26 protein-coding genes, 6 tRNA genes and 1 pseudogene are annotated in these 26,980 nt (G+C 64.2%); 14 read left to right on the forward strand and 19 right to left on the reverse strand.

What is annotated here, in order from left to right; genetic code table 11:
- Window positions 1-161: 161 nt before the first annotated feature.
- The 14 genes and pseudogenes from C8C95_RS23785 to folC all read right to left on the reverse strand — a co-directional run bounded on the left by C8C95_RS23785 (window position 162) and on the right by folC (window position 8,260).
- A complete protein-coding gene (locus C8C95_RS23785) occupies window positions 162-365 on the reverse strand; it encodes a hypothetical protein (RefSeq protein WP_243415599.1) in 204 nt (67 codons plus the stop codon).
- An 87-nt stretch (window positions 366-452) separates the two neighbouring features.
- Window positions 453-785, reverse strand: a complete 333-nt coding sequence (locus C8C95_RS23965) for an MASE3 domain-containing protein (RefSeq protein ID WP_279323189.1) — start codon at window positions 783-785, stop codon at window positions 453-455.
- A gap of 70 nt (window positions 786-855) precedes the next feature.
- Window positions 856-1,347 (reverse strand): annotated as a pseudogene (locus C8C95_RS23970) (MASE3 domain-containing protein); the annotation flags it as partial.
- A 295-nt stretch (window positions 1,348-1,642) separates the two neighbouring features.
- Window positions 1,643-1,719 (reverse strand) — tRNA-Asp (locus C8C95_RS00015).
- Window positions 1,720-1,772: 53 nt separating this feature from the next.
- A tRNA-Glu gene (locus tag C8C95_RS00020) sits at window positions 1,773-1,848 on the reverse strand.
- A gap of 37 nt (window positions 1,849-1,885) precedes the next feature.
- Window positions 1,886-1,961: transfer RNA gene (locus tag C8C95_RS00025), tRNA-Ala, on the reverse strand.
- Between the two features lie 65 nt (window positions 1,962-2,026).
- Window positions 2,027-2,103: transfer RNA gene (locus tag C8C95_RS00030), tRNA-Asp, on the reverse strand.
- A gap of 53 nt (window positions 2,104-2,156) precedes the next feature.
- A tRNA-Glu gene (locus tag C8C95_RS00035) sits at window positions 2,157-2,232 on the reverse strand.
- Window positions 2,233-2,264: 32 nt separating this feature from the next.
- Window positions 2,265-2,340: transfer RNA gene (locus C8C95_RS00040), tRNA-Ala, on the reverse strand.
- A 65-nt stretch (window positions 2,341-2,405) separates the two neighbouring features.
- Window positions 2,406-3,827: a glutamate--tRNA ligase gene (gene gltX, locus C8C95_RS00045; protein ID WP_116747238.1), complete on the reverse strand. Its 1,422-nt coding sequence runs from the start codon at window positions 3,825-3,827 to the stop codon at window positions 2,406-2,408.
- Between the two features lie 144 nt (window positions 3,828-3,971).
- Window positions 3,972-5,477, reverse strand: a complete 1,506-nt coding sequence (purF, locus tag C8C95_RS00050; protein WP_056746391.1) for an amidophosphoribosyltransferase — start codon at window positions 5,475-5,477, stop codon at window positions 3,972-3,974.
- Window positions 5,478-5,555: 78 nt separating this feature from the next.
- Window positions 5,556-6,044, reverse strand: coding sequence for a CvpA family protein (locus C8C95_RS00055; RefSeq protein WP_116747239.1), 489 nt, complete (start codon window positions 6,042-6,044; stop codon window positions 5,556-5,558).
- 25 nt (window positions 6,045-6,069) lie between these two features.
- Window positions 6,070-6,912, reverse strand: coding sequence for an SPOR domain-containing protein (locus C8C95_RS00060; RefSeq protein WP_116747240.1), 843 nt, complete (start codon window positions 6,910-6,912; stop codon window positions 6,070-6,072).
- Between the two features lie 22 nt (window positions 6,913-6,934).
- Window positions 6,935-8,260: a bifunctional tetrahydrofolate synthase/dihydrofolate synthase gene (gene folC, locus C8C95_RS00065; protein WP_116747241.1), complete on the reverse strand. Its 1,326-nt coding sequence runs from the start codon at window positions 8,258-8,260 to the stop codon at window positions 6,935-6,937.
- Window positions 8,261-8,321: 61 nt separating this feature from the next.
- Between folC and C8C95_RS00070 the strand changes: the two genes are divergently transcribed.
- The 4 genes from C8C95_RS00070 to argG all read left to right on the forward strand — a co-directional run bounded on the left by C8C95_RS00070 (window position 8,322) and on the right by argG (window position 11,408).
- On the forward strand, window positions 8,322-8,705 hold the full coding sequence (locus tag C8C95_RS00070; protein WP_116750075.1) for an arsenate reductase: 384 nt from the start codon (window positions 8,322-8,324) through the stop codon (window positions 8,703-8,705).
- A 135-nt stretch (window positions 8,706-8,840) separates the two neighbouring features.
- The gene (locus C8C95_RS00075; protein WP_056063736.1) at window positions 8,841-9,503 is read left to right on the forward strand and encodes a glycine zipper 2TM domain-containing protein; all 663 of its coding nucleotides are present in this window, start codon (window positions 8,841-8,843) and stop codon (window positions 9,501-9,503) included.
- 164 nt (window positions 9,504-9,667) lie between these two features.
- Window positions 9,668-9,985, forward strand: a complete 318-nt coding sequence (locus C8C95_RS00080) for a pyrimidine/purine nucleoside phosphorylase (RefSeq protein ID WP_015014470.1) — start codon at window positions 9,668-9,670, stop codon at window positions 9,983-9,985.
- 85 nt (window positions 9,986-10,070) lie between these two features.
- Window positions 10,071-11,408 (forward strand): argininosuccinate synthase, encoded by a 1,338-nt coding sequence (argG, locus tag C8C95_RS00085; protein ID WP_056063739.1) that lies wholly within the window; start codon window positions 10,071-10,073, stop codon window positions 11,406-11,408.
- Between the two features lie 219 nt (window positions 11,409-11,627).
- Here argG and murB read toward each other — a convergent pair whose 3' ends face one another.
- Complete coding sequence (gene murB, locus C8C95_RS00090) at window positions 11,628-12,701, reverse strand: UDP-N-acetylmuramate dehydrogenase (RefSeq protein ID WP_116747242.1); 1,074 nt, start codon at window positions 12,699-12,701, stop codon at window positions 11,628-11,630.
- An 85-nt stretch (window positions 12,702-12,786) separates the two neighbouring features.
- On the opposite strand from murB, the gene C8C95_RS00095 reads away from it, so the two are divergent.
- The 3 genes from C8C95_RS00095 to C8C95_RS00105 are packed head-to-tail and all read left to right on the forward strand — an operon-like array spanning window position 12,787 to window position 15,080.
- A complete protein-coding gene (locus tag C8C95_RS00095; protein WP_056063745.1) occupies window positions 12,787-13,272 on the forward strand; it encodes a YajQ family cyclic di-GMP-binding protein in 486 nt (161 codons plus the stop codon).
- Window position 13,273: 1 nt separating this feature from the next.
- On the forward strand, window positions 13,274-14,044 hold the full coding sequence (locus tag C8C95_RS00100; RefSeq protein ID WP_243415600.1) for a retropepsin-like aspartic protease: 771 nt from the start codon (window positions 13,274-13,276) through the stop codon (window positions 14,042-14,044).
- 16 nt (window positions 14,045-14,060) lie between these two features.
- Entirely contained in the window at window positions 14,061-15,080 is a 1,020-nt protein-coding gene (locus C8C95_RS00105; protein WP_056063748.1) for an HD domain-containing phosphohydrolase, read from the forward strand.
- Between the two features lie 34 nt (window positions 15,081-15,114).
- On the opposite strand, the gene plsY is transcribed toward C8C95_RS00105, so the two are convergent.
- The 3 genes from plsY to C8C95_RS00120 form a co-directional block, all read right to left on the reverse strand.
- Window positions 15,115-15,807 (reverse strand): glycerol-3-phosphate 1-O-acyltransferase PlsY, encoded by a 693-nt coding sequence (gene plsY, locus C8C95_RS00110; protein WP_116747243.1) that lies wholly within the window; start codon window positions 15,805-15,807, stop codon window positions 15,115-15,117.
- A 57-nt stretch (window positions 15,808-15,864) separates the two neighbouring features.
- Window positions 15,865-16,356 (reverse strand): aminoacyl-tRNA deacylase, encoded by a 492-nt coding sequence (locus tag C8C95_RS00115; protein WP_056063754.1) that lies wholly within the window; start codon window positions 16,354-16,356, stop codon window positions 15,865-15,867.
- Window positions 16,357-16,427: 71 nt separating this feature from the next.
- On the reverse strand, window positions 16,428-17,387 hold the full coding sequence (locus C8C95_RS00120; protein ID WP_116747244.1) for a LysR family transcriptional regulator: 960 nt from the start codon (window positions 17,385-17,387) through the stop codon (window positions 16,428-16,430).
- A 177-nt stretch (window positions 17,388-17,564) separates the two neighbouring features.
- Between C8C95_RS00120 and C8C95_RS00125 the strand changes: the two genes are divergently transcribed.
- From C8C95_RS00125 to C8C95_RS00130, 3 genes are read left to right on the forward strand one after another with little or no spacing between them, the layout of a single operon-like run.
- Window positions 17,565-18,377 carry a tripartite tricarboxylate transporter substrate binding protein gene (locus C8C95_RS00125; protein ID WP_347707475.1) on the forward strand — a complete coding sequence of 271 codons (813 nt, stop codon included), beginning with the start codon at window positions 17,565-17,567 and terminating at the stop codon, window positions 18,375-18,377.
- An 18-nt stretch (window positions 18,378-18,395) separates the two neighbouring features.
- Window positions 18,396-18,563 carry a hypothetical protein gene (locus C8C95_RS24040; protein ID WP_347707476.1) on the forward strand — a complete coding sequence of 56 codons (168 nt, stop codon included), beginning with the start codon at window positions 18,396-18,398 and terminating at the stop codon, window positions 18,561-18,563.
- A 25-nt stretch (window positions 18,564-18,588) separates the two neighbouring features.
- Window positions 18,589-20,013, forward strand: coding sequence for a M20 family metallopeptidase (locus C8C95_RS00130; RefSeq protein ID WP_116747245.1), 1,425 nt, complete (start codon window positions 18,589-18,591; stop codon window positions 20,011-20,013).
- Between the two features lie 93 nt (window positions 20,014-20,106).
- Here the strand turns inward: C8C95_RS00130 and C8C95_RS00135 are convergent, their stop codons facing one another.
- Window positions 20,107-21,168, reverse strand: a complete 1,062-nt coding sequence (locus C8C95_RS00135) for an aldo/keto reductase (protein WP_116747246.1) — start codon at window positions 21,166-21,168, stop codon at window positions 20,107-20,109.
- Window positions 21,169-21,325: 157 nt separating this feature from the next.
- On the opposite strand from C8C95_RS00135, the gene C8C95_RS00140 reads away from it, so the two are divergent.
- From C8C95_RS00140 to pepN, 4 genes are all read left to right on the forward strand, one after another.
- A complete protein-coding gene (locus tag C8C95_RS00140; protein ID WP_116747247.1) occupies window positions 21,326-22,234 on the forward strand; it encodes an alpha/beta hydrolase in 909 nt (302 codons plus the stop codon).
- Window positions 22,235-22,435: 201 nt separating this feature from the next.
- Window positions 22,436-23,540 (forward strand): peptide chain release factor 2 gene (gene prfB, locus C8C95_RS00145; RefSeq protein ID WP_099730502.1). Its coding sequence is split into 2 segments (ribosomal slippage): window positions 22,436-22,516 and window positions 22,518-23,540, totalling 1,104 coding nucleotides; the frame shifts between segments, so codons are not numbered across the junction.
- A 9-nt stretch (window positions 23,541-23,549) separates the two neighbouring features.
- Window positions 23,550-24,224, forward strand: a complete 675-nt coding sequence (locus tag C8C95_RS00150) for an HAD family phosphatase (protein WP_056746407.1) — start codon at window positions 23,550-23,552, stop codon at window positions 24,222-24,224.
- Window positions 24,208-26,964 carry an aminopeptidase N gene (gene pepN, locus C8C95_RS00155; protein ID WP_116747248.1) on the forward strand — a complete coding sequence of 919 codons (2,757 nt, stop codon included), beginning with the start codon at window positions 24,208-24,210 and terminating at the stop codon, window positions 26,962-26,964. Before C8C95_RS00150 ends, pepN begins: the two co-directional genes overlap by 17 nt.
- Window positions 26,965-26,980: the final 16 nt, after the last annotated feature.

Here is a 26,980-nt window from a genome sequence, read left to right on the forward strand (position 1 = left end):
TTGCGCCGGTTCACGAACTCGCCGCGCCACGGACGGCCTGACGTCAAATGCGCCCACAGGTCAGCATACACGCTGGCTGGCGTGGCCCTGCGCTGAGCAGGCGCGGGTTGCGGCCTATCGCCTCTCGGGGCTGTAGCCCGTCGTGGCGGTGAACGCAGGGTTCACGTATTCGATGTTGCCATCAGCGCCGCAATGAAGATGGAATTGGGCGCCTGCTCCACGGCATGGCGAAGCTTGCGCAAAGTATCGAGCGTCTGAACGCGCTGTGTGATGTCACGCGACAGCACCACAAAGTGATCGTCCGCTTCATCGTCCATCACCTTGCGCGCCACAGACAGCTCAAACCAGTGCTTGCCATCGGGCAAGTCCAGCGCGTACTGGAAGTCACGGGCCAGGCCCTGTTTAGCCGCCGTATTGATCGCAGCTTGGGCTACCGCTGCGGCCGCTGGGGGCTAGATGTCGTGGATAGAGCGGCCCACCACCTCGCTGGCTGGCATCAGCAACAGCTCGGGCTGGCGGGTATGGATCTGCACGTAGTGGCCATCGCGGGTCACTTCGAACATCAGGTCGGGCACTGCATCCAGCACAGCGCGCATGGCTTTGTCGGACTGCTTGAGCACCCGATACGGCGCCTCGATGGTGCCCACAAAGATGGCCCGGTAGAGGTAGTAGTACCCCACCACCTTGTATATGTGGCCCAGCAGATTGAATGGATCGGTAGCGATGATGTAGAACGTGAAAAAGAATTCGCTCAGGGCCATCACCCACACGGCCGCGAAGAGCACGCTCCCGCGCCCAGTGCAGCAGCGCGCCCAGCGATGCTGCATACAAGGCCACCACGCCGTACTCGGAGGCGATCTTGAACCGCGTGAGCCCCTGGGCGTCATAGGTCTGCGGGTACCACTGAGGAAACCAGAAGAAAACAGCATGAATGGCGGCCACTGCAGCCAATACCAGCATCAGCACCACAAATCTGCCAGGGCCGGGTGCGGCCGCATCGCCAGGCACGCGCCAGTGCAGCGTCACCGCAGCCAGGAGCGTCAGCGCCCCCAGGTATCTGGCGGGTAACCAGAAATTGATGCCTTTGGCTACCGAGTTGGGCGTGATGTAGTCGGGCATGCCGGCGAATGACAGCATGTGCGAAAAATCCAGGATCGCCACGCCCAGGAAGCCGCAGGCCAGGATGAGCACGTTGCGCTGCGGATTGAGACTGTGCGCCTTCCACCCCACCGCAAACACCAGGGCAGACACTGCAATGGACAGCGTCTCCAGCACTTGGTGCAACGTGAGGTAATGCCCCACCCGCTGTGGGCTGGCCACCGAAAAATAGACCCACGCTGCGATCACCCACCGGTTAACAGGGAAAGCACCGGCGCCACGGCTTTGAAGCTGGCCAGGTGCTGTGAGTGGATCTGCAGCCGAATAAGGTTCATGGGCGCTGGATGGATCTGTGAGGACCGCCTGAGCGGCATGGCGGCGCGGCCGGGTACCAACGATTCTTGCACAGGCCCCACCACTTGTAACAGGTCGAATCCCAATAGCGGCCCCGCCTCACGCTGCCTGCACAGCCTGCCAGCGCAGGGCGTATCAAAACAAGGCATAAAAAAACCGCTGCAGCCTTGCGACTGCAGCGGTTGATATCTGGCGGAGTGGACGGGACTCGAACCCGCGACCCCCGGCGTGACAGGCCGGTATTCTAACCAACTGAACTACCACTCCTGGCAGGCAGCTTTTCGCTTGTATTTATCAACACAAGCCAAGTGCTACAAACTTGGCGACCCCACGGGGATTCGAACCCCGGTACTCACCGTGAAAGGGTGATGTCCTAGGCCTCTAGACGATGGGGTCAAAACCTTGGAACTAACCGAACTACCACTAACAAATTTGGTGGAGGTAAACGGGATCGAACCGATGACCTCTTGCATGCCATGCAAGCGCTCTCCCAGCTGAGCTATACCCCCAAACTTCTTTGGCTAATGCCAAAGAAAAAACCAGTGCACCCAAAAGAACTGCAAAGGCTTATGACTGGCGGAGTGGACGGGACTCGAACCCGCGACCCCCGGCGTGACAGGCCGGTATTCTAACCAACTGAACTACCACTCCTGGCAGGCAGCTTTTCGCTTGTATTTATCAACACAAGCCAAGTGCTACAAACTTGGCGACCCTACGGGGATTCGAACCCCGGTACTCACCGTGAAAGGGTGATGTCCTAGGCCTCTAGACGATAGGGTCAAAACCTTGGAACTAACCGTTATCAAGCGACGTGGTGGAGGTAAACGGGATCGAACCGATGACCTCTTGCATGCCATGCAAGCGCTCTCCCAGCTGAGCTATACCCCCACTGAATGACTTCAAACACTTTGTATTTGTTGTCATCACCTGAGCCTTGAATTATAGACAGATTTTTAGCGGTTTCGCAAACGCGCTATAACTTTTTCACGTCCGACCAGTTCCAGCACAGCATCGACCGATGGCGTGTGGGCGGTTCCGACCGTCAGGACACGCGCAGGCATTGCCAGCTGGGGCATCTTCAGACCCTGAGCGGTAAGCACCTGCTTGAATGCCACGCTGATGGATGCCTTGTCCCACTCGCAGGCGGACAGCGCTTCAGCCAGTGCGTCCAGAGCGGGCGCAATGGCATCCGTGACATGCTGAGCGCGCTCTGCATCCACCGGAGTCACGTCGCCATAGAACACCTGCGCCCAGTTGGCAAGCACGACGGTGGTGTCACACCGGTCTTTGAACAGCGCACAGATCCGGGGCAGACGCCCGTCGGCCAGCGCCTCAGCCGAAACACCGCGCGCCTGCAATTGCGGAGCAACCAGCGCGGCCAAAGCGTCGTCAGCCATGGCTTTCAGGTGCTGGGCATTCACCCAGCGCAGCTTGGCTTCATCGAACTGCGCAGCGCTGCGGCCCAGATGGTCGAGGTTGAACCACTGCAGAAACTGCTCGCGGCTGAAGATCTCATCGTCGCCGTGACTCCAGCCCAGGCGCGCCAGATAGTTCACCATGGCATCGGGCAGATAACCTTCATCGCGGTATTGCGTCACCGGCTTGGCACCATTGCGCTTGCTCATCTTCTCGCCCTGCTCGTTGAGCACAGTGGGCAAGTGGGCATACACCGGGGGTTCCTTACCCAGGGCGCGGAAGATGTTGATCTGGCGCGGCGTGTTGTTCACATGGTCATCGCCTCGGATCACGTGCGTGATCGCCATGTCGATATCGTCGACCACCACGCAGAAGTTGTAGGTGGGCGTGCCATCGGGCCGTGCGATGACCAGGTCATCCAGCTCATCATTGCTGATCTCAATGCGGCCCTTGACCTTGTCGTCCCAGGCCACAACGCCGCCCTGTGGGTTCTTGAAGCGCAGCACCGGCTGTACGCCTTCAGGAATGGCTGGCAAGGTCTTGCCGACTTCAGGACGCCATGTGCCGTCGTAGCGAGGCTTCTCCTTGGCAGCCATCTGCCGCTCGCGCAGCGCATCCAGCTCAGCCACGCTCATGTAGCAGGGATACACGTGACCGGCGGCCTGCAACTCTGCCAGGACCGCCTTGTAGCGATCCATGCGCTGCATCTGATAGAACGGGCCTTCGTCGTGGTTCAGACCCAACCAGGCCATGCCCTCGATGATGACGTCCACCGCCGCCTGGCTGGAGCGCTCCAGGTCGGTGTCCTCGATGCGCAAAATGAAATCCCCCCCCGTGGCACGGGCAAACGCCCAGGGATACAGCGCCGAGCGGATATTGCCCAGGTGGATGAAGCCGGTGGGAGACGGAGCAAAACGGGTGCGTATGCGGCCCGTGCTGGTGGCAGTGGTGTCAGTCATAACAATCAATGCTGGCCCTCCATGGGGCCAGTTCAAACTAGGATCAATCCGTGGGGCGCAGCCAGACCCGGCTAGGGCATCACGCGCACAACCGGGGGCACAGCATCGCGTGCGATGGTCTGCGGTGGCTGGGCAAGCCCTTGGCTACGCTTCCTGCGCATTGGGTAAAGCAAGGCGCGAGGTATCTTCCTCGCCCTCCTCTGCACCTACACGCCCCTCATTCAGGCTGGCAATCCCTTCCGCAGTGATGTCACCCGTCACGTACACGCCGTCAAAACACGACGCATCGAACCCGACAATCGCACTGTTGAGCGCACCCACAGCCCTCTTCATGCCATCTACATCCTGATAGATGAGAGCGTCGCAGCCGATGGCCTGGCGAATCTCTTCCACCGTGCGGCCATGGGCCACCAGTTCGCTGCTGGTGGGCATGTCGATGCCATACACGTTGGGGTAGCGCACGGGCGGCGCCGCACTGGCCAAGTACACCTTGCGGGCCCCCGCGTCGCGTGCCATCTGCACGATCTCGCGGCTGGTGGTGCCGCGCACAATAGAGTCATCCACCAGCAGCACGTTGCGGCCTTTGAATTCGCTGCCAATCACATTGAGCTTCTGGCGCACCGACTTTTTGCGCACGCCCTGCCCGGGCATGATGAAGGTGCGGCCCACGTACCGGTTCTTGACGAAACCTTCCCGGTACGGGACGCCAAGCAGATGTGCCAGCTGGGTAGCGCTGGGGCGGCTGGACTCGGGGATGGGGATGATCACATCGATCTCGTTGGGCGGCACGGTGGACACCACGCGCTTGGCCAAGGCTTCACCCAGGTTCAGACGGGCCTGGTAGACCGAGATGCCGTCAAGCACCGAATCGGGCCGCGCGAGGTACACAAACTCGAAGATGCAAGGGTTGAGCTGCGGGTTCTCTGCGCACTGGCTGGCGTGAACCTGTCCGTCCAGCGTGATGAAAATCGCTTCGCCCGGATTGATGTTGCGTTCGAACACGTGGGAGGTGCCCTCCAGCGCCACCGACTCACTGCCCACCATCACGGTGCCGTCCTGGCTGCGGCCCATGGCCAGCGGGCGGATGCCGTGCGGGTCGCGGAAGGCCAGCAGACCGTGGCCTGCGATCAGCGCGATCACAGCATAGGAACCCTTGATGCGCTTGTGCACCGCACGCACGGCAGTGAAAACGTCCTCGGGCTGCAGAGGCACGCCCCGCGTGGCGCGTTCCAGTTCGTGCGCAAACACGTTCAGCAGGACTTCCGAATCACTTTCCGTGTTGGTGTGGCGGTGGTCCGTCTGGAACAGCTCGGTGCGCAGTTCGCGGGCGTTCGTCAGATTGCCGTTGTGCACCAACACGATGCCGAACGGGGCATTGACGTAAAACGGTTGCGCCTCTTCTTCGCTGTAGGCGTTGCCGGCGGTGGGGTAACGCACCTGGCCCAGCCCCACATTGCCCGGCAGAGCGCGCATGTTGCGCGTGCGAAAAACGTCGCGCACCATGCCCTTGGCCTTGTGCATGAAGAATTTGCGGCCCTGCTGGGTCACGATGCCAGCAGCATCCTGGCCACGATGCTGCAAAAGCAGCAAAGCGTCATAAATCAGCTGATTGACGGGCGCAGGACTGACGACGCCGACGATTCCACACATAGTTGTATTCCATCCGTTTGCGGGAACAGCCCCGCGGTCATCCAACGGCAGCAGCTTCTGGCCGCTGCCGCTTCGATCTCACGAAGGCAGATGCCTTCCAAATTCGTCCGGCAGCGCCGGTTTCAACCCCTTGAGCACTTCGGCCAAGACCGGCGCGCCCCGCGACTCTTGCCACCACTGTGCCTCTTGCACGGGGGTGATGCCAGCCACCACGGCCACAGCAAGCAACAAAACGAGGCCGCGCAACACACCAAAGACGGCGCCGAGGGTGCGGTCCGCCGGGCGCAGCCCTACAGCTTCCACCAGCTTCTTGGCCAGCCATGCCAGAAAACCACAGGCAAAAACCGAAGCCACAAACACCACGACAAAACCGGCTGCATACCGCAGCGACTCGCCCGACCCACCCATGGGCAACAAGGCCGCTGCATCGGCCGCAAACCATTGCGCCACAAAAAAAGACGCCACCCAGCCCAACACCGACAGCACTTCAAACACCAGTCCGCGCCACGCACCTATCAGCATGGAGGCCAGCAACACGGCCACAAACACCCAATCCAACGCAGCCATGGACAAGCGGCAGCCTGATGAATGTTTACAGGGTGAGCACCGACGCCGACAGGTCCAGCGACTTGATGCGCGCCGCCGCCTTGTCTGCCTCTGCCCGGTTGGTGAACGGACCCACACGCACCCGGGTGCGCTTTCCGTCCTTGGTGTCCACCACCTGCGTATAGGTCTTGAGACCCGCCCGTTCCACCTTGGTGCGTGCTTCGCGGGCCTTTTCGGCATCTGCAAAGGCCCCCACCTGCACAATGAAGCGCGCCTCCTCGGCACTGACGACGGCTGGCGCCTCGGTGCTGCGGCCTTCCAACAGGGCGCGGGCACGTGCCGAATCGTCAGCACGTGCAGGCTTGGGTTCAGGGACGGGAGAAGGTGCGGGAGCAGCAGGCGGCTTGGCCTCGTGTTTCACCTCGGGCTTTGGGGGGGCAACCGCTGGGGCTGGCGCAGGTTTGGCCGCTGCAGTACGAGCGCTAGGCACCAGTTCTTCACCATCCGCCAAGCCATTGGCTGCGGCAGTGCGCGAGGGCGCAGGCCGCTGCGCAGCAGCCGTCGGCGCTGGCTCTGGGGTGGAGGGCGCAGCAGGCTTGGCCGCGGTAGTTTCAGCCACTGGAGCAGGCACCACCAGGGGAGCCACCTTGTTGCGGTCTGGGATCTCGATGGGAATGTCCACAGGGATAGGCCGTGGCTGGGTATCAAACAGCAACGGAAACCCGATGACCCCCACCAGTACCAGCACTGCAGCGCCGATCAAACGGTGCCGGGCGCGGCGGCGCATCACTTCGATGCTCTCAGCCTGTGGTGTGCGCGGGCGCTTGGACGGCTTTTCGGCCTGTTGCTGCTCACCCTGACCGGGCCACCGGAACTTGAAAAATGCCATGGACTAAGGACTCGTGAGGCGCTCAAGCGCCCATATGTTTGGCGTGCAAGCGGGGTGTTCCATTGATCAACACCCCCCCCACCGTGTAGAACGAGCCAAAGACCATGATTCTATCAGCGGGGTCTGCGGCGGCCACCGCCGCCTGCAAGGCCTGCAGTGGGTCGGCATGCAAGCTGGATGCAACGTCCCGGCGACCGCCCGCCACCATATGCACGGCATTCCACTTCTGCTGCAACACGGCGGCCGACTCAGCGCGCGGAGTGGGCAGATCGGTGAAATACCAACGGTCCACCAGAGGCCCGACCTTGGCCAGCATGGGCGCCAGATCCTTGTCCGCCATGGCGCCAAACACCGCGTGGGTGACGGGGAAGAACCCCATCGCATCCAGGTTGGCCGTGAGCGCCGCCACGGAGTGCGGGTTGTGCGCCACATCCAGCACCAGGGTCGGTTGCCCCGGCACAATCTGAAAGCGTCCCGGCAACTCCACCATGGCCATGCCGTTGCGCACGGCCTGGGCGGTCACCGGCAGCCGATCGCGCAATGCCTCAAAAGCGGCGAGCACGCCCGAGGCGTTCACCAGCTGGTTGGCCCCCCGCAACGATGGGTAGGCCAGCCCGGCATAGCGCCGCCCCCGGCCAGCCCAGCTCCACTGCTGCTTGTCGCCCGAGAAATTGAAATCGCGCCCGAAACTCCACAAATCGGCGCCGATCTCCCGCGCGTGGTCGACCACGCTCTGCGGCGCCATGGGATCGCTCACGATGGCTGGGCGCCCCGTGCGCATGATGCCCGCCTTTTCGCGGCCAATGCTCTCGCGGTCCGGGCCCAGAAATTCTGTGTGGTCGATATCGATGCTGGTGATGATGGCGCAGTCGGTGTCGATCGCGTTCGTGGCATCCAGGCGCCCTCCGAGGCCGACTTCGAGAATTGCCACATCCAGCAACGCATGGCTCATCAATCGCAGGATGGCCAGGGTGGTGAACTCAAAGTAGGTGAGAGACACCTCGTTGCCGTTCTGGGTTCTGGCGCTCTCCACCGCCTCGAAATGGGGTACCAGGTCCGCCGCCGACACGATTTCGCCATGCACACGGCAGCGCTCCTCAAAGTGCACCAAATGCGGTGAGGTGTACACGCCGGTGCGATAACCCGCCTGCAGCGCCACCGCTTCGAGCATGGCGCAGGTCGATCCTTTTCCGTTGGTGCCCGCCACCGTGATCACCGGGCACTCGAACCGCAGCGCCATGCGGCGGGCGACTTCGGCGACCCGATCCAGGCCCATATCAATGTTGCGGGGGTGCAGCTGCTCGCAATGGCGCAGCCAGCCTTCCAGGGTGTGGGGTTTGGTTTGCATACAGCCGGGGATTGTCGCCGAGCCAGCATTCACCCCCGCGATTTCGAGGATGATGCGCGGCATGAATACCGCCATCACCGTCTACGGCATCCCCAATTGCGATACCGTCAAAAAATCCCGCGCCTGGTTTGCAGAACAAGGGCTGGAAGTCCAGTTTCATGACTTCAAAAAGCAAGGCGTTCCCACCGAGCTGCTCCCTGGCTGGTTGAAGGCAGTCGGCTGGCAAAAGCTGGTCAATCGTCAAGGGACCACCTGGCGCAAGCTGGACTCAGCCACACAGGCATCGGTGCAGGACGACGCGAGCGCCAGTGCGCTGATGCAGCAACAACCCAGTGTGATCAAGCGCCCCGTGGTGCAGTGGCAGGACGCCCATGGCCTGCATGTGACCGTCGGATTTGTGCCGGAGCAGTGGCCTGGCGGGCCGAATGGCGCATCCAAGGGCTGACTTGGGACGGGGAACGCGGGAAAATCGCACAAATCTTTACGCAGATTTACGGCGTCCGGGCCCCGAATTGACCTTGCGGGCCTAAACTTTTCCGCAGTCTGGTGCGTTATGTACCGACCCGAAAGGAGTTTCTCCATGAAAAAGATCGTCATTTTTTCTGCCCTGGCAGCCGTCGCCGTCGTGGCCAGCGCTCAGGAACAAGGCCGTGTGCTGTCTGCCACGCCCATCATTCAGCAGGTCGGCGTTCCGCAGCAGGTGTGTGGCAACGAGACCGTCTACAACGGCAACCGCACGACGGGCGCCGGCGCTGTGATTGGCGCGATTGCCGGGGGCGCTGTGGGCAACACCATCGGCAAGGGCAGCGGTCGCGCAGCAGCCACCGCCATCGGGGTGCTGGGTGGCGCCGTAGTAGGCAACCAGATCGAGGGCAACGGCCAGCCGCAGTACCAGAACGTGCAGCGTTGCTCCACCGAGACGTACTACGAAAACCGTACCGTAGGCTACAACGTGGTGTATGAATACGCAGGCCGCCAGTACACCACCCGCACCCAGAACGACCCAGGCCGCTGGATCCCGGTGAATGTGCAGCCCGCTGGCCAGACCTATTCCACACAACCCGACCCGTATGCGGCCCAGGGTGTTTACAGCCAACCGGGTGTGGTGACCTCCACCTACCCCGTGCAGCCGGTGTACCAGGCGCCTCCCACCTATGTGACGCCCCCGGTGACGGTGATTGAATACGGCTACGACAGCGGACGCCCCTACTACCCCCATCATCGCAACCCCTACTGGCGTTGAGTGTGGGCCTTCAAGGCACCGTCACCGCAAAGCAAAGAGCCCCTTGGGGCTCTTTTTTCGTCAGACCTTCCACCGAGCACATCGGGTTTGTGGGCACACGAGGGCCGAGGCATCAGCACCCTGCCCTAAAATCGCGGGTTTCCTCCATTCCTACCCGCGCATCCATGACCACCGAAAAAATCGACGGCGTGTCCGTCACCACCCAGGCCAATGTGTACTTTGACGGCAAGTGCGTGAGCCACGGCATCACCTTCCCGGACGGCACGAAGAAGTCGGTGGGCGTGGTGCTGCCCGCAACGCTCACGTTCAACACCGGCGCCCCTGAAATCATGGAATGCGTGGCGGGCTCGTGCGAATACAAGCTGGCCGGTACCGATGCATGGGTGAAATCGTCCGCAGGCGAGAAGTTCAGCGTGCCCGGCAATTCCAAGTTCGACATCCGCGTGACCGAGGCCTACCACTACATCTGCCATTTCGGCTGAGATGTTCGGGCTGAAATTTGATTGATTTTGGCCTCTAGCGTTAGTCCACAATGCGCTGGCAGCTATCATTTTTGAAGAAGACTCCATGGCAACCATCCTCCAGAACCTCCCCCTCGGCCAAAAGGTCGGCATCGCCTTCTCCGGCGGCCTGGACACCAGCGCCGCACTGCACTGGATGAAGCTCAAGGGCGCCGTGCCCTACGCCTACACCGCCAACCTGGGCCAGCCCGACGAGCCCGACTACGACGCCATCCCGCGCAAGGCCATGGAATACGGCGCCGAGAAGGCCCGCCTGGTGGACTGCCGCACGCAACTGGCCCACGAAGGCATTGCCGCCCTGCAGGCTGGCGCCTTCCACATCAGCACCGGCGGCCTGACCTACTTCAACACCACCCCCCTGGGCCGCGCCGTGACCGGCACCATGCTGGTGGCCGCGATGAAGGAGGACGACGTCAACATCTGGGGCGACGGATCGACCTTCAAGGGCAACGACATCGAGCGCTTCTACCGCTACGGCCTGCTGACCAACCCCTCGCTCAAGATCTACAAGCCGTGGCTGGACCAACTGTTCATCGACGAGCTGGGCGGCCGCGCCGAAATGTCGGCGTTCATGACGCAGGCCGGCTTTGGCTACAAGATGAGCGCCGAGAAGGCCTACAGCACCGACAGCAACATGCTGGGCGCCACACACGAGGCCAAGGACCTGGAGTTCCTGTCCAGCGGCATCCGCATCGTCAACCCCATCATGGGCGTGGCGTTCTGGAAGCCCGAGGTCGAAGTGAAGGCCGAGGAAGTGTCCGTGACCTTTAACGAAGGCCAGCCCGTGGCGCTGAACGGCAAGGAGTTCAACGACCCCGTCGAGCTGATCCTTGAAGCCAACCGCATCGGCGGCCGCCATGGCCTGGGCATGAGCGACCAGATCGAAAACCGCATCATCGAAGCCAAGAGCCGCGGCATCTACGAAGCCCCTGGCCTCGCGCTGCTGCACATCGCCTACGAGCGCCTGGTGACCGGCATCCACAACGAAGACACCATCGAGCAGTACCGCATGAATGGCCTGAAGCTGGGCCGCCTGCTGTACCAGGGCCGCTGGTTCGACCCCCAGGCCATCATGCTGCGCGAAACCGCCCAGCGCTGGGTGGCCCGCGCCGTGACCGGCACCGTGACGCTGGAACTGCGCCGTGGCAACGACTATTCGCTGCTGAATACCGAGTCGCCCAACCTGACCTACGCCCCCGAGCGCCTGTCGATGGAAAAGGTGGAAGACGCGCCGTTCAGCCCGCTGGACCGCATTGGCCAGCTGACCATGCGCAACCTGGACATCTCGGACACGCGCGGCAAGCTGGGCGTGTACTCGCGCGCGGGCCTGCTGTCGCTGGGAGGCAATGCAGCCCTGGCGCAGCTGGACAACGACCGCAAGTAAGGCGGTACTCGCCCCATGGGCCCCAAGCCTCCCGGGTTGCCACCGGAAGCTGCTTGGCGGCTCATTGGGAGCAAAAATGGCTGGTAGCGCTAGTGCAATTGCCTCTTCAGCTATCAATAGATGAGCAAAAGCCACCCTTGGGGTGGCTTTTTCATTGGGGTCTCGTACCAGGCGCGACACCGGCCCTTTCGAGGCGCAGGGGTCGCCTCTGACTTCGCGCTACACGACCACCGGCTCGGGCTCCAGCCGGATGCCAAAGCGCTCGTACACACTCGTCTGGATGGCCTTGGCCAGGGTCATGACCTCGCCCCCTGTCACGCTGTCAGCGCCCTGCCCCCGGTTGACCAGCACGAGGGCCTGCTTCTCGTACACCCCGGCCTTGCCGATGGATTTACCCTTCCAGCCGCAGGCATCGATCAGCCAGCCCGCCGCCAGCTTGATGCTGCCATCGGGCATGGGGTAGTGCACGATCTTGGGCTCGCGGGCGATGATGTCGGCGCACTGGTCGGGCGACACGGTGGGGTTCTTGAAGAAGCTGCCCGCGTTGCCCACCACGGCAGGGTCGGGTAGTTTCGCGCGGCGGATGTCGCAGACCCAGTCAAAAATTTGCTGGGCACTGGGGTGTTCCACCCCCGCCTCGGCGCGGCGGCGCTCCAGGTCCAGGTAGCCCAGCACCGGCTTCCAGGGCTTGGGCAGTCGAAAGCGCACATGGGTGATCACCGCCCGGCCTGCCAGACCCATGCCGCGCGGCAGCCCGCTGCCGTCCTGCGCTTCGGAAGGCGCATGCTTGAAAACGGAATCACGGTAGCCAAAACCGCATTGCGCAGCATCCAGGCTGAACGACTGGCCCGTAGCCAGGTCGATGGCGTCGAGAGACTCAAAACGGTCCTGCAGCTCCACGCCATACGCGCCAATGTTCTGGACGGGCGATGCCCCCACCGTGCCCGGGATAAGGGCCAGGTTCTCCAACCCGGGATAGCCGTGCGCCAGCGTCCAGGCCACGGCGTCGTGCCAGACCTCGCCAGCACCCGCCTCCACGATCCAGGCCTTGGGCGTTTCACCCACCAGGCGCAGGCCCTTGATTTCCATCTTGAGCACGACGGACTTCACGTCACCGGTCAGGATGATGTTGCTGCCGCCGCCCAGCACAAATTTCGGTGCGGGCGCGAGCTGGGGGTCTGCCAGCACAGCCCGCAGGTCGTCCACCGAATGCACTCGCACCAGGGTTTGGGCGCGCGCGGCAATGCCGAAGGTGTTGCAGGGCTGTAAAGGGGCGTTTTTCTCGACTACCATTGGCCCGATTGTCGCACCCGGCCTTTTGGCTCCCTGCGATCCGCACCCATATCTGCACCTGTTTTCCCCGAGATAGAGACCCACCATGCCATCTTTTGACACCGTCTGCGAAGCCAATCTGGTTGAAGTGAAAAACGCCGTCGAGAACACCGCCAAGGAAATCGCCACCCGTTTCGACTTCAAGGGCACCTCTGCCAGCATCGAGATCAAGGACAAGGACATCACGCTGATCGGCGATGCTGATTTCCAGCTCACCCAGATTGAAGATGTTCTGCGCAACAAGCTCACCAAACGCAGCGTGGATGTGCGTTTTCTGGACATGGGCGATGTGCAGAAAATGGGCGGCGACAAAGTCAAGCAGGTCATCAAGGTGCGCAACGGCATCGAGAGCGAGCTGGCCAAGAAGATCCAGAAGCTGCTCAAGGAAAGCAAGCTCAAGGTGCAAGGCGCTATTCAGGAAGACAAGGTGCGCGTGACTGGTGCCAAGCGCGACGACCTGCAGGCCGCCATGGCCTTGATCCGCAAGGATGTGACGGACGTGCCGCTGTCGTTCGACAACTTCCGCGACTGATATGAAGCGACACCCCGCTGAGGTCCTGCGGGCCCTCCCCCCGCTCTCGCAGCCCGGAGCGCTGCAGGCAGGGGGACGTCGCCAGCGCGGCGGGGCGGCCCTTGCGCGGCGGCTCTCACCGGGGCTGCGCCGGTATCAGCGCCTCCTCGCCCTGTGCATCGGGTTGCTGCTGGGCCCCACCTGGGCGCATGCGCAGGCTGTGGCGCTGGCGGGTGTACTGGGCAGCAAGGCGCTGATCGTGGTGAATGCCAACCCGCCCAAGGCGGTGGGCGCGGGGGATGAGTTCCAGGGGGTGAAAGTCATCGCCGTCGCCAAGGACGAAGCCACCGTGGAGATCCAGGGCGCACGGCGCACGCTGCGACTGGGCGAGGCGCCCGTGAGCGTGGGCGGACGCAGTGGCAGCGGCAAACGCATTTTGCTGGTGGCAGATGGCAGAGGCCATTTTGTGAACAGCGGCACCATCAACGGGCAGGTGATGCAGTACATGGTGGACACCGGGGCCTCCACCGTCGCCATCGGACGGCCGGATGCAGAGCGTATGGGCCTCAACTACCAAAGCGGCCAGCCGGTGCGCGTGAACACGGCCAATGGCGTCGCCCAGGGCTGGCGCATGAAGCTCGACTCCATCCGCATCGGCGACGTCGAGGTCTTTGGGGTAGAGGCCATCATCACCTCGCAGCCCATGCCCTATGTGCTGCTGGGCAACAGCTTCCTGAACGAGTTCCAGATGACCCGCACCAACGACCAGATGGTGCTCGAAAAGCGCCACTGACGCCTGTACACCTGCAATGTCCGCACACCCCTCCTCCACCCACGCGCACTCCGAAGGGGAGTACGAAGACCTGCTCAGCCTCTGGTCCGACCTGGAGTCAGCCCTGTCGGTGCTGCTGAGCCGGCCGCTGCAGGTGCAGGACTTTCCGGGCAAGGTGCGGCAGTTCGATGCCTGGCTGCAAGACCTGGTGGCGCACGACATCGACGCGGCGCTGTACCTGATGTTCCAGCACGCCTCCACATCCACCGTGGGCTACAGCGCATCGCACGCGCTGGTGTGCGGCACGCTGTGCCACATCATGGCGCTGGAGCTCAAGCTGCCGCAGCGTGAGCGCGACAGCCTGGTGCGGGCGGCACTCACCATGAACATTGGCATGACGACACTGCAGGACGAACTGGCCGTGCAGCGCGAGCGCCCCACGGCGGAGCAGCAGGAGGCCATCAAGAGCCACCCCGAAGACAGCATGCTGCTGCTGGAACGCCTGTTCATCAACGATCCGCTCTGGCTGGACGTGGTGGGGCAACACCATGCCAGCATTGCCGAACGCGTGCCTTTGGCCAACCAGGAGCCGATAGACCGGCTCACCCGCATCCTCGGCACCATTGACCGGTATGCCGCCATGATCAGCCCGCGCAAATCCCGCGCCGGGCGCAGCGCCACCGATTCGGTGCGCGCCATCGTGGGACAAGAGGTGGACCAGCGCGACGAGGTCAGCTACACCCTGGTGCGGTCCATCGGCCTGTGCCCCCCAGGTACGTTTGTCAAACTGGACAACGGCGAAACCGCCATCGTGCTGCGCCGCAGCGACAAGGCCAACCACCCGTTGGTGGCCAGCCTGCTGGACAGCACCGGCAACCACCGCAGCCAGCCCAGCCTGTACCAGACCGCGAGCGGCAAGCCCCGCATCCAGTCTGCCCTGGCCCGGTCCGCAGTGAGCCTGGAACTCAACCACCGCACCATGGTGCGGCTGGGGCTGTACGCCGCGCAGCACAGCGCGGGGCTGCGCGGGCTGGTGACGGCGCCCGGCGCGCTCTGACACAGGGCACGCGCCCAACCGGGCGCGTGCTATATCAGTGTTTGGCCTTGGCTTTTGCTGCGGGCTTTGCCTTGGCGCTCTCTTCACCCTCGGCAGGTTTCGCCTTCTTGCTGCCCAGGCGTGATTCCGTGCCGGCAATCAGGCGCTGGATGTTCTCGCGGTGCCGCCAGGCCAGCAGCAGCGCCATCACCACGATCGAGGCGGCAATCGTGCCTTCGGCATACCAGACCACACCATCCACCAGCAAGTAGTACACCGGAGCAAACGCGGCGGCCACCAGCGAGGCGAGCGACGAGTAGCGGAAGAAGAACGCAATGATGAGCCAGGTGGCCGCCGTGGCCAGACCCAGCCAACCGCTGATGCCCACCAGCACGCCCAGTGCCGTCGCCACGCCCTTGCCGCCCTCAAACCGGAAAAACACTGGCCACAGGTGCCCCAGGAACGCGGCCAACCCCACCAGCGCCACGGTGCCGTCTTCGAGCCCATAAGGGTGGCCAAACCACATCACCAGCGCCACGGGCAGCCAGCCCTTCATCGCATCGAGCAGCAGGGTCACGATGGCCGCCGCCTTGCTGCCCGAGCGCAGCACATTGGTGGCTCCGGGGTTCTTGCTGCCATAGGTGCGCGGATCGCTCAGGCCCATGACACGCGTCACGATGACGGCAAACGACAGCGAGCCCAACAGGTAGGCGGCCACGGTGGCAAGAACGGGATAGACGGCGGTCAAAGCAACTCCTTGGAAATCAAATGGTCAGCCTTCTGACGGGCTGTATCGCGCGGCGGCCTATTCTGCCAGCGCGCACTGCACCGGTTTGGCGCCCAGCAACTGCACACACACCTGCGGGTCCAGCTGCACCAGAAAGCCCCGGCGCCCGCCGTTGATAGCAATGCGGGGCAACGCGAGGATGGTTTCTTCGATGTAAACCGGCATGGTGCGCCGCGTGCCAAACGGAGACGTCCCCCCCACCAGGTAGCCACTGTGCCGGTTGGCGACCTCGGGGGCACAGGGCTCGACCGACTTGGCGCCGATCTGGCGTGCGAGGTTCTTGGTGGAGACCTTGCGGTTGCCATGCATCAGCACCAGGAGCGGCTTGGCGTCCTGGTCCTGCATGACGAGGGTCTTGACCACGGTGAACGGGTCCAGACCCAGCACCTCGGCGCTGTGCATCGCGCCGCCGTGCTCCAGGTACTCATACGGGTGTTCGGTGAACGCCACCTTGTTCGCCTTGAGCAGCTGGGTGGCTTGGGTCTCGGAAACGTGTTCTTTCTTGGCCATGGTGTGGTGCGGATAGGGCACCGATGGTATCCGTATCCAAATGTGAGCGTGCTGGAATCTGCGGCAATGTGTCAGAACACCGAGGCAGGCGCTGGGGTAGCCTTGCGGCGCCGCCCGACCTTGCGCTTGCCGTATTCCTCGATGGCGATCACCAGCGCTTGCGTGAACTGCTGCACCAGGGCGGACTGGCTACGGCCCTCGGCTGCCAGCACCTGCAGGCGCCGTTGCTGCAGCTGGGTTTCGTCAAATGGCCGGGCAGCCAGCAGGCCCGCCTCCACCCAGCGCGCCGCCGTGAGGTAGCTGGCCAGCACCACGTCCTGCCCGCTCAGCAGCGGCAACAAGGCCGACGAAAAATTGCTCTCCACAGCAGGCACATAGCGCAGGCCCTGCACCGCACAGCTCAGGTCAAACAGCTGCCGCCCCGTGGTGTTGGCGGCCCCCAGCAGCAGCGGGTAGCGCACCACGTCAGCCACGCTCACACTGCGCTGGCGCGCCAGCGGGTGCTGTGCGGGCATGACGGCATAAATGGGTGCGATGGCCGAGTGCAGCACCTGCAGGCCCTTCTCGGGCGCCGTGCTGTACTTCAGCGCCAGATCGGCCTCGCCGCGCAGCACCAGGGCCGACACCTCCTGCGGCACGGCCACCTGCAACTGCAGCTGCACCTGCGGGTGCGCCTGCCGAAACCCCGCCATGACCAGCGGCATGAAGGCTGCCGCAAACCCTTCGGTGCAGGCCAGCCGCACCCGCAGGGCACCTTGGGCCGACAGATCCTGCAATTGCTCGAACAGCTCCAGCGCCTGCGCATCGTGTGCACTGGCGTGGGCCAGCAAGCGGGTGCCCGCCTCGGTCAGGTTCATGCCGCGCGCCTGGCGCTCGAACAGCACCACACCCAGGCTGTCTTCCAGCTTGCCCAGCTGTCGGCTCACGGCCGAAGCGGCCACGTGCAGGCGCTGCGCGGCCTGGTTGACGGAGCCGGTGCGCGCCACCTCCAGAAAGTAGCGCAAGGGCAGGCTGAGCAGTGAAATGGCCATGGCTGTTTAAATCACAAAAAGGCAACGGTCAGTTGCCGAATCTCTATTCAAAGCAATGGTAAACCAGCATCCATCTTGCATGGCTTGAGGCTCCAATTCACCCATGCCCTTGCGCGGGCGCCACGTGGTCATTGCTCCCACGCCGCCCGCTGCCGGGGCCCTACCACCGGAGTCCGCATGAAACGCCTTGTTCGAGCCTCTTTCCTGTCTGCCACCCTGGCAGTTCTTGTCGGCCATGCCAGCCTGGCCTGCGCCCAGGCAGCAGCCCCTGCCGACGCCTGGCCCCAGCGCCCCGTGCGCATGGTGGTGCCCTTCCCGCCCGGCGGCGGCACCGACGTGGTGGCACGCGCGCTCGCACAGAAGCTGGCCAGCCGCCTGGGCACGCCGGTGGTGATCGACAACAAGCCGGGTGCCTCCACCATCATCGGCACCGAAGCCGTGGTGCGTGCCGACCCCGACGGCTACACGCTGCTGGTTTCGGGCTCCACCAGCTACACGGTCAACCCTGCCTTGCGCAGCAAGCTGCCCTACGACCCTGCCAAGGACCTCGTGCCCGTGGCCACCGTGGCCCGGGCACCCCTGGTGCTGGTCGTCAGCGCCAGCGCGCCGTACAAGGACCTGAACGCACTGATCGCCGCAGCCAAGGCAAAGCCCAAGAGCATCCACTACGCCACCTTCGGCTCGGGCTCTGGCCCGCACCTGGCGGGCGCGCTGCTGGAGCAGGCCGCGGGCATCCAGCTGCAGGACGTGCCCTATCGCGGCAGCAGCCAGTCGCTGATCGCCCTCATGGGCGGCGAAATCCAGTTGGGTATCGACACCGTGGCCGCTGCGGCGCCGCAAGTGAAGGCCGGCAAGCTGCGCGCCCTGGCCATTGCGGGCAAGTCGCGCTCCAGCATGCTGCCGGGGGTGCCCACCGTGGAGGAACTCAAACTGCCAGACGCCGTGTTCGACGCCTGGTATGCCATCGCCGCCCCCGCCAAGACGCCATAGTCTGTCATCCGAAAGCTGGTGACCGACGTGGAAGCCGTCACCCGCGACAGTGGTCTGCAGGAACAGATGCGCACCCAGGGCATGGAACCCGTGCACCTGGGCCCCGTGGCCACGCGCGCCATGATCGATGACGAGATCGGCCGCTACCGCGCGCTGGCCCACCGCGCCAAGATCGTGGTGGACTGACGAACACCCAACAAGGACCTGCACGATGAACCGCCAACAACTGATTCAAGACGTCCAGCGCTACTTTGACGATGGCCGCTTCGCCACCGACCTGCGCCGCCGTGTGGCCTGGCGCACCGAAAGCGACACTGGCAAGGTGCCGCCCGAACTGCACACCTACCTCACCGACGAAATGGTGCCCTGGTTCGCGCCCCTGGGTTTTGAATGCGAGGTGCTCGACAACCCGTCGCCACAAGGCGGCCCCTTCTTGGTGGCCCGCCGCGTGGAAGACCCTGCGCTCCCCACCGTGCTCACCTACGGCCACGGCGATGTGGTCAACGGACAGGACGCGCAATGGCGCGAGGGCCTCTCGCCCTGGGAGCTCACCATCGAAGGCGAGCGCTGGTATGGCCGAGGCACGGCCGACAACAAAGGCCAGCACACCGTGAGCCTGGCCGCACTGGCCCACACCATCGAGGCCCGGGGCGGCCGCCTGGGCTACAACGTGACGCTGCTCATGGAGATGGGCGAAGAGGCTGGCTCGCCCGGCCTGGGCGCCTTCTGTGAGCAACACCGCGATGCATTGAAGGCCGACCTGTTCGTGGCCAGCGACGGCCCCCGTGTGAATGCGGGCCACCCCACCCTCTTTCTGGGGTCGCGCGGTGCGATCAATTTCTCGCTCGCCGTGCGCAGCCGCGACAAGGCCTACCACTCGGGCAACTGGGGTGGCGTGCTGGCCAACCCGGCCACGGTGCTCACGCACGCGCTGGCCACACTGGTGGACGCGAAGGGCCGCATCCTGGTCAAAGGCCTGCTGCCGCCTTCGGTGCCCGACAAGCTGCGCACCGCCCTCCAGGACGTGGTGATTGGCACCGGTGCCGATGACCCCGCGCTCACGCCCGGCTGGGGCGAGCCCGGCCTCACCCCCGCCGAGCAACTGGTGGGCTGGAACACGCTGGAAGTGCTGGCGCTGGGCGCGGGCAACGCGCAGCGGCCCATCAACGCCATCCCCGCGCAGGCGGTGGCGCATTGCCAGCTGCGCTTTGTGGTGGGCACCGACTGGCAGAACGTGCAGGCCACGCTGCGCGAGCACCTGGACGCTCATGGCTTCAGCCAGGTCGAGATCACCATGGGCATGCACTGCGGCGCCACGCGGCTCGATCTGCACAACCCCTGGGTGGATTGGACGATGGCCTCGCTGCAGGCCAGCGCAGGCCAGCCGGCCACGCTGCTGCCCAACCTGGCAGGCTCGCTGCCCAACGACATCTTTGCCGACCAGCTGGGCCTGCCCACGCTGTGGGTGCCCCACTCATACCCCGCTTGTGCCCAACATGCGCCTAACGAGCATTTGCTGGCGACCGTGGCGCGCGAAGGGCTTGCGGTGATGGCCGGGTTGTTCTGGGACCTGGGCGAGCCCCAAGGGACGCCGTGGGTTGAAGGGCGCACCGCCCGGCAAGAGGCGACGGCCTGACGGCTGCGCACGACGATTCGGCAATAAACAAAGGGGCCCTGCGGGCCCCTTTGTTTTGCTCTTGCAGAGTCACAGGGCCATGCGCCGCCTCGGTCATAAAGCAGGGTCGCGCTGCTCCCAGCGAATCGCGTCGATGGCCTTAAGTACCTCGGGCGACAGCGTGGTGCCCCAGGCATTCAGGTCTTCCTCCAGCTGCGCCACCGACGTCACGCCGATGATGGTGCTGGCCACCTGCCACTTGGTGTAGCAGAACGCCAGGGCCATCTGCGTGGGCGTCATGCCGTTGGCGCGGGCAAGCGCGTTGTAGCGGCGCGATGCCTCCAGCGCCTCGGGGCGGCCCCAGCGCTGTTTGCGCACGGATTCATACGATGCAATGCGCGCACCCTGCGGGGCATTGGGCCCAGTAATGCCGCTTTCGTCGTACTTGCCCGTCAGCAGGCCAAAACCCAGGGGCGAATAGGCCAGCAGAGACACATCCAGGCGGTGGCAGGTTTCATCCAGTCCGTTTTCCCAGGTGCGGTTGATCAGGCAGTACGGGTTCTGCACCGTGGCCACACGCGGCAGGCCATGCTGCTCGGCCAGGCGCACGAACTCGTGCACGCCATAAGGGGTTTCGTTGGACAGGCCGATGTAGCGCACCTTGCCCGCCTTCACCAGCCCGGCCAGCGCTTCCAATTGCTCACGAATGGGGGTTTGCGAGGTTTCCTTGGAAGGGTCGTAATACAGGTTGCCGAACGCTGGCACATGGCGCTCGGGCCAGTGGATCTGGTAGAGGTCGATCACATCGGTCTGCAGGCGACGCAGGCTGGCCTCGCACGACGCCACGATGTCAGCCGGGGTCATGCCCTTGCCCTCGCGCACCCAGGGCATGCCGCGCGAGGGGCCGGCCACCTTGGTCGCCACCACCAGCTTCTGGCGCGCGCCAGGGTTCTTGGCAAACCAGTTGCCGATGATGGTCTCGGTGGCACCAAAGGTCTCGGCCTTGGCGGGCACAGCGTACATCTCGGCCGTGTCGATGAAGTTCACGCCGCGCGCAAGCGACTGGCTCAGGATGGCATGCGAGTCGGCCTCATTGACCTGCTCGCCGAAGGTCATGGTGCCCAGGCAAATGGGGGTGACAAGCAGGTCACTCTGACCCAAGCGGACGGTGTTCATGCGGTGAAGGCTCCAGAAGGTGGAAAAGTAATCAGGGCCTGCTGCGGCCCCGGCTGGCGATGGTACAAGCGATCGCCAAAACCTGCCGGACGCCGGACTCCTTGGTGACACCGCAGGGCGCCCCGCCAGCGTGGCGGCAACGTAACATTGGCACAGCATGTACCAAGTCCTCACCCCTTCGCGCAGCAGCACACTGGCGCTGCGGCACCTCAACTACCACGTCCGCCACTGGGGCCCCGAGCAAAGCGACCTGCCCACGCTGGTGCTTCTGCATGGCTGGATGGACGTCAGTGCCTCCTACCAGTTCACGGTGGACGCGCTGCGGCAACCACGCCGCATCATCGCGCCGGACTGGCGCGGTTTTGGCCTCACCACCGGTGCACCGGTGGACCACTATGTGTTTGCCGACTACCTGGCCGACCTGGACCTGCTGCTGGACCACTATGCCCCCGGCGAAGCCATCGACCTGGTGGGCCACAGCATGGGCGGCAACGTGGCCATGATGTATGGCGGTGTGCGGCCCGAGCGCGTGCGCAAGCTCGTCAACCTGGAAGGTTTTGGCCTGCCCGCCACACGCCCCGCGCAGGCGCCCACCCGCTACGCGCAATGGATCGACGAAATCAAGCAGCTGCACCAGGGCACCAAGGAGCTCAAGACCTATGACAGTGCCGACGGCGTCGCCCGCCGCCTGATGAAGACCAACCCCCGCCTGTCCGAAGACAAGGCCCAATGGCTGGCCCAGCACTGGGCGCGACCCAACGCGCAGGGGCAGTGGGAAATCCTGGGCGACCCCGCCCACAAGATCACCAGCGCGCAGCTGTACCGCGCGGACGAGGCCCTGGCCATCTACGAGCGCATTGCGGCCCCCGTGCTGGCCATCGAGGCCGACGGCGACAGCCTGGGCCAGTGGTGGAACGGCCGGTACACCCTGGACGAATACCACCAGCGCCTGACCCATGTGCGTACCTGCAGCACCGCCGTCGTGCAAGACGCGGGCCACATGCTGCACCATGACCAGCCGGAGCAGGTGGCCCAGCTGATCGAAGCGTTTTTGGGTGCTGCCTGAGGCAATTTGAAGTCCTTGCGCCCGCAAGCGCTAGTGGATATTGCCTGATTAGCTATCATTTTTGACATTTTCCCGGTGGATTGCCCGACGGGCTTCACGCGCCACTGCGGCGACCGCCCGGCGCAAAGGGCATTGCCAGGGCTCTTGCCCTTCCCATGAGAAAATCGTGGGTTATTCCACAGAACACGCAGGACAAGAATCATGGACGCAGAACGCATCAACCTCATCGGCACCACCCTCAGCGACCTGGCTCTGCGCACGCAAGAGTTACGGAGGTATCTTTGACTTCGATGCCAAATTTGAACGCCTGCGCACGGTAAACGCATCGTTGGAAGACCCCTCCGTCTGGAACGACCCCAAGAAGGCCCAGGAGCTGGGCAAGGAACAAAAGTCGCTCTCCAGCGTGGTGGTCACGCTGGACAAGCTCACCCGCGATCTGGCCGACAACGCCGAGCTGTATGAGATGAGCAAAGAGGAAGGCGATGAAGCCGGCCTTTTGACCATCGAGTCGGAAGCCGCCACGATGCGCGCAGCGGTGGAAGAGCTGGAGTTCCGCCGCATGTTCCGCAACGAGGCGGATCCGCTCAATTGCTTTGTGGACATCCAGGCAGGTGCTGGCGGCACCGAGGCCTGCGACTGGGCCAGCATGCTGCTGCGCCAGTACCTCAAGTACGCCGAACGCAAGGGCTTCAAGGCCACGGTCGAAGAAGAAACCCCCGGCGACGTGGCCGGCATCAAGAGCGCCACGATCAAGATCGAGGGTGAGTACGCCTTCGGCCTGCTGCGCACCGAAACCGGTGTGCACCGCCTGGTGCGCAAGAGCCCGTTCGACAGTTCAGGCGGCCGCCACACATCGTTCGCCTCGCTGTTCGTGTACCCCGAAATCGACGACTCCATCGAGATCAACATCAACCCCGCCGACGTGCGCACCGACACCTTCCGCGCATCGGGCGCGGGCGGCCAGCACATCAACAAGACCGACTCGGCCGTGCGACTCACGCACATCCCCACCGGCATCGTGGTGCAGTGCCAGGACGGTCGCAGCCAGCACAGCAACCGCGACGTGGCATGGCAGCGCCTGCGCAGCCGCCTGTACGACTTCGAGATGCGCAAGCGCATGGAAGAGCAACAGAAATTGGAAGATACCAAGACCGACGTGGGCTGGGGACACCAGATCCGCAGCTACGTGCTGGACAACAGCCGCATCAAGGACCTGCGCACCAACGTTGAAATCTCGGCCACACAGAAGGTGCTGGACGGCGACCTGGACGCCTTCATCGAAGCTTCGTTGAAGCAAGGCGTCTGAGCGATGCGGATGCGCACCGACGCCATCATCTTCGACATGGACGGCACCATGATCGACTCCATGCCCTGGCACGCCCAGGCGTGGGTCGAGTTCGCGCGCCGCCGGGGCATGGACATCGACGTGCCCGACCTCATGGCCCGCACCACGGGCCGCAATGGCACCGAGTGCATCGTGGAACTGTTGGGGCGCCCCGTGTCGCAGGACGAGGCCGACGCGCTCACGCACGAAAAAGAAACCATCTACCGCGAGCTGTTCGCCCCGCGTTTCTCCGAAGTGGCGGGCTTTCGCCAGTTTGCGGCCCAGGTGCGCGCGCGTGGTCTCAAGGTGGCGGTGGGCACCGCGGGTGACATCGGCAACGTGGAATTCGCACTGGGCCACCTGGGCCTGGAACCCGCGCCCCAGGCCATCGTGCGTGGCGATGAGGGCCTGCCCGGCAAGCCCCAGCCCGCGATCTTCCTGGAGGCGGCACGCCGCATCGCGGCAGCCCCCGAGCATTGCATCGTCTTTGAAGACGCGCCTTTCGGCATCGAGGCAGCGCGCCGCGCGGGCATGCGTGCCGTGGCCATCTGCAGCACCCACACGCCCGAACAACTGGCCGGGCCCCATGTGCTGGCCGCCGTGCGCGACTACACCGAACTCATGAACACCGACTTTCTGGAGAGCATCCATGTTGCAACTGCATAAAGCCGACGGAAGCGGAGACGGCGCGGCCCCGGCCATCGCCATCCGCCGCGAGGACTACACCGCCCCCGCCTACTGGATCGACAGCGTCGAGCTGACCTTCGACCTGGACCCGAACAAGACACGCGTGCTCAACCGCATGACGCTGCGCCGCAACCCCGACGTGGCCGCGCAGCCGCTCAAGCTCGATGGCGATGACCTGAACCTGGCACGTGTACTGGTCAACGGCCAGGGCACCTCGTTCAAGATGGAAGGCACCCGCCTGGTGCTGGAGAACCTGCCGGAAGGCGCCGAGCCCTTTGCGCTCGAAATCTTCACCACCTGCTGCCCCGCCAAGAACACGCAGCTGATGGGCCTGTATGTGAGCCAGGGCACCTTCTTCACGCAGTGCGAGGCCGAGGGCTTTCGCCGCATCACCTACTTCCTGGACCGCCCGGACGTGATGGCCAGCTATACCGTCACGCTGCGCGCCGACAAGGCCCAGTACCCGGTGCTGCTGTCCAACGGCAACCTGGTGGACAGCGGCGACCTGGAAGACGGCCGCCACTTTGCCAAGTGGGTGGACCCGCACAAGAAGCCCTGCTACCTGTTCGCCCTGGTCGCAGGCAAGCTGGTGGCCCGCGAGCAGAAGATCAAGAGCCGCTCGGGCACCGACCACCTGCTGCAGGTCTACGTGCGCCCCGGCGATCTGGGCAAGACCGAACACGCCATGAACTCGCTAATGTACAGCGTGGCCTGGGACGAAGCCCGCTTCGGCCTGCCGCTGGACCTGGAGCGCTTCATGATCGTCGCCACCAGCGACTTCAACATGGGCGCCATGGAGAACAAGGGCCTGAACATCTTCAACACGAAGTACGTTCTGGCCAGCGAATCCACGGCCACCGACACCGACTTTGCCAACATCGAAAGCGTGGTCGGCCACGAGTACTTCCACAACTGGACGGGCAACCGCGTGACCTGCCGCGACTGGTTCCAGCTCAGCCTGAAGGAAGGCCTCACGGTCTTCCGCGACCAGGAATTCAGCATGGACCTCGCGGGCAGCCCGTCCGCCCGCGCCGTCAAGCGCATCGAGGACGTGCGCGTGCTGCGCACTGCCCAGTTCCCCGAAGACGCGGGCCCCATGGCCCACCCGGTGCGGCCCGACAGCTACGTCGAGATCAACAACTTCTACACCGTCACCATCTACGAAAAGGGCGCGGAAGTGGTGCGCATGCAGCACAACCTGGTGGGCCGCGAAGGCTTTGCCAAGGGCATGAAGCTGTACTTCGAGCGCCACGACGGCCAGGCCGTGACCTGCGACGATTTTGTGCAATCAATAGCCGATGCCAACCCGGGCAGTCCGCTCACGCAGCACCTTGGGCAGTTCAAGCGCTGGTACAGCCAGGCCGGTACGCCCCGCGTGCGCGCCACGGGCCGCTACGACGCTGCCACGCGCTGCTATGCACTCACGCTGTCGCAAAGCTGCGCCCCTACGCCCGGCCAAAGCGAGAAGCAGCCCTTCGTCATCCCGGTGGAACTGGGCCTGATCGATGCCACTACCGGTGCCGCCCTGCCCTTGCACCTCGCAGGTGACGGCGCTGCAGAAGGCGCAGCCCCCACCACCTCACGGGTGGTGGTGCTAACCGAGGCATCGCAGACCCTGACCTTCACCAATCTGGATGCAGAGCCGGTGCCGTCGCTGCTGCGCGGGTTCAGTGCCCCCGTTGTGCTGGACATCGACTACACCGACGCGCAGTTGCTCACGCTGCTGGCGCATGACGCCGACGCTTTCAACCGCTGGGAAGCTGGGCAGCGCCTGGCACTGCGAATTGCTATTAATACAATAGCAAATGAAGCATATACAACCGGCGCTACCGGCCGATTTGAGCAAACTATCCTGTCGACAGCGTTTGTAGAGGCCATGCGCAGCGTGCTGCGCGCCCCGGCCCTGGACGCTGCGTTCAAGGAGCTGGTGCTCACGCTGCCATCCGAGACGTACATCGCCGAGCAACTGGATGTGGTGGACCCGCAGCGCATCCACGCAGTGCGTGAAGCCATGCGCGAGGAACTGGCGCTGGCGCTGCAGGCCGACTGGGAAACCGTCTGGGAACAGAACCAGGACACCGGCGGCTATCGCCCCGACCCCGTCTCCTCCGGCCGCCGCGCACTCAGTGGCCTGGCGCTGCACATGCTGTGCATTGCCGCGCAGAAGACAGGCGATGTGGTCTGGCCTGGCAAGGCGTACCAGCGCTTCAAGGTCGCGGGCAACATGACCGACCGGTTCAACGCCCTCACGGCCCTGGTGGCCAGCGGCAGCGAACTGGCCACACCCGCCCTCGCCCGCTTCCATGCACTGTTCAAGGACGAGCCCCTGGTCATCGACAAGTGGTTTGCACTGCAAGCGGGTGCGCCAGACCGTGGCGGCAACGTATTGCCCGCCGTGCGCCAGCTCATTTCGCACCCGGACTTCAGCCTCAAGAACCCCAACCGGGCACGCAGCGTGATCTTCAGCTACTGCAGCGCCAACCCCGGTGCTTTCCACCGGTCGGACGCTGCGGGCTACGTGTTCTGGAGCGACCGCGTGATCGAGCTGGACGCCATCAACCCGCAGGTTGCGGCCCGCCTCGCGCGCGCGCTCGACCGCTGGAAGAAGCTGGCGGCCCCCTGGCGCAGCGCCGCGCGCGAGGCCATTGCTCGTGTGGCCGCCAAGCCTGATCTGTCCAACGATGTGCGCGAGGTAGTGACCCGCGCACTCGCCGAATAAACCACGCCCCAGAAGA

This window comes from Acidovorax sp. 99, from assembly GCF_003096455.1.
GTDB lineage: Bacteria > Pseudomonadota > Gammaproteobacteria > Burkholderiales > Burkholderiaceae_C > Acidovorax > Acidovorax delafieldii.

What these genes read in the sequence shown, in the direction of transcription:
- gltX (WP_116747238.1), bottom strand. Translation starts at nt 3,827, where the DNA reads ATGACTGACACCACTGCCACCAGCACGGGCCGCATACGCACCCGTTTT.
- purF (WP_056746391.1), bottom strand. Translation starts at nt 5,477, where the DNA reads ATGTGTGGAATCGTCGGCGTCGTCAGTCCTGCGCCCGTCAATCAGCTG.
- C8C95_RS00055 (WP_116747239.1), bottom strand. Translation starts at nt 6,044, where the DNA reads ATGGCTGCGTTGGATTGGGTGTTTGTGGCCGTGTTGCTGGCCTCCATG.
- C8C95_RS00060 (WP_116747240.1), bottom strand. Translation starts at nt 6,912, where the DNA reads ATGGCATTTTTCAAGTTCCGGTGGCCCGGTCAGGGTGAGCAGCAACAG.
- folC (WP_116747241.1), bottom strand. Translation starts at nt 8,260, where the DNA reads ATGCAAACCAAACCCCACACCCTGGAAGGCTGGCTGCGCCATTGCGAG.
- C8C95_RS00070 (WP_116750075.1), top strand. Translation starts at nt 8,322, where the DNA reads ATGAATACCGCCATCACCGTCTACGGCATCCCCAATTGCGATACCGTC.
- C8C95_RS00075 (WP_056063736.1), top strand. Translation starts at nt 8,841, where the DNA reads ATGAAAAAGATCGTCATTTTTTCTGCCCTGGCAGCCGTCGCCGTCGTG.
- C8C95_RS00080 (WP_015014470.1), top strand. Translation starts at nt 9,668, where the DNA reads ATGACCACCGAAAAAATCGACGGCGTGTCCGTCACCACCCAGGCCAAT.
- argG (WP_056063739.1), top strand. Translation starts at nt 10,071, where the DNA reads ATGGCAACCATCCTCCAGAACCTCCCCCTCGGCCAAAAGGTCGGCATC.
- murB (WP_116747242.1), bottom strand. Translation starts at nt 12,701, where the DNA reads ATGGTAGTCGAGAAAAACGCCCCTTTACAGCCCTGCAACACCTTCGGC.
- C8C95_RS00095 (WP_056063745.1), top strand. Translation starts at nt 12,787, where the DNA reads ATGCCATCTTTTGACACCGTCTGCGAAGCCAATCTGGTTGAAGTGAAA.
- C8C95_RS00100 (WP_243415600.1), top strand. Translation starts at nt 13,274, where the DNA reads ATGAAGCGACACCCCGCTGAGGTCCTGCGGGCCCTCCCCCCGCTCTCG.
- C8C95_RS00105 (WP_056063748.1), top strand. Translation starts at nt 14,061, where the DNA reads ATGTCCGCACACCCCTCCTCCACCCACGCGCACTCCGAAGGGGAGTAC.
- C8C95_RS00115 (WP_056063754.1), bottom strand. Translation starts at nt 16,356, where the DNA reads ATGGCCAAGAAAGAACACGTTTCCGAGACCCAAGCCACCCAGCTGCTC.
- C8C95_RS00120 (WP_116747244.1), bottom strand. Translation starts at nt 17,387, where the DNA reads ATGGCCATTTCACTGCTCAGCCTGCCCTTGCGCTACTTTCTGGAGGTG.
- C8C95_RS00125 (WP_347707475.1), top strand. Translation starts at nt 17,565, where the DNA reads ATGAAACGCCTTGTTCGAGCCTCTTTCCTGTCTGCCACCCTGGCAGTT.
- C8C95_RS00130 (WP_116747245.1), top strand. Translation starts at nt 18,589, where the DNA reads ATGAACCGCCAACAACTGATTCAAGACGTCCAGCGCTACTTTGACGAT.
- C8C95_RS00135 (WP_116747246.1), bottom strand. Translation starts at nt 21,168, where the DNA reads ATGAACACCGTCCGCTTGGGTCAGAGTGACCTGCTTGTCACCCCCATT.
- C8C95_RS00140 (WP_116747247.1), top strand. Translation starts at nt 21,326, where the DNA reads ATGTACCAAGTCCTCACCCCTTCGCGCAGCAGCACACTGGCGCTGCGG.
- C8C95_RS00150 (WP_056746407.1), top strand. Translation starts at nt 23,550, where the DNA reads ATGCGCACCGACGCCATCATCTTCGACATGGACGGCACCATGATCGAC.
- pepN (WP_116747248.1), top strand. Translation starts at nt 24,208, where the DNA reads ATGTTGCAACTGCATAAAGCCGACGGAAGCGGAGACGGCGCGGCCCCG.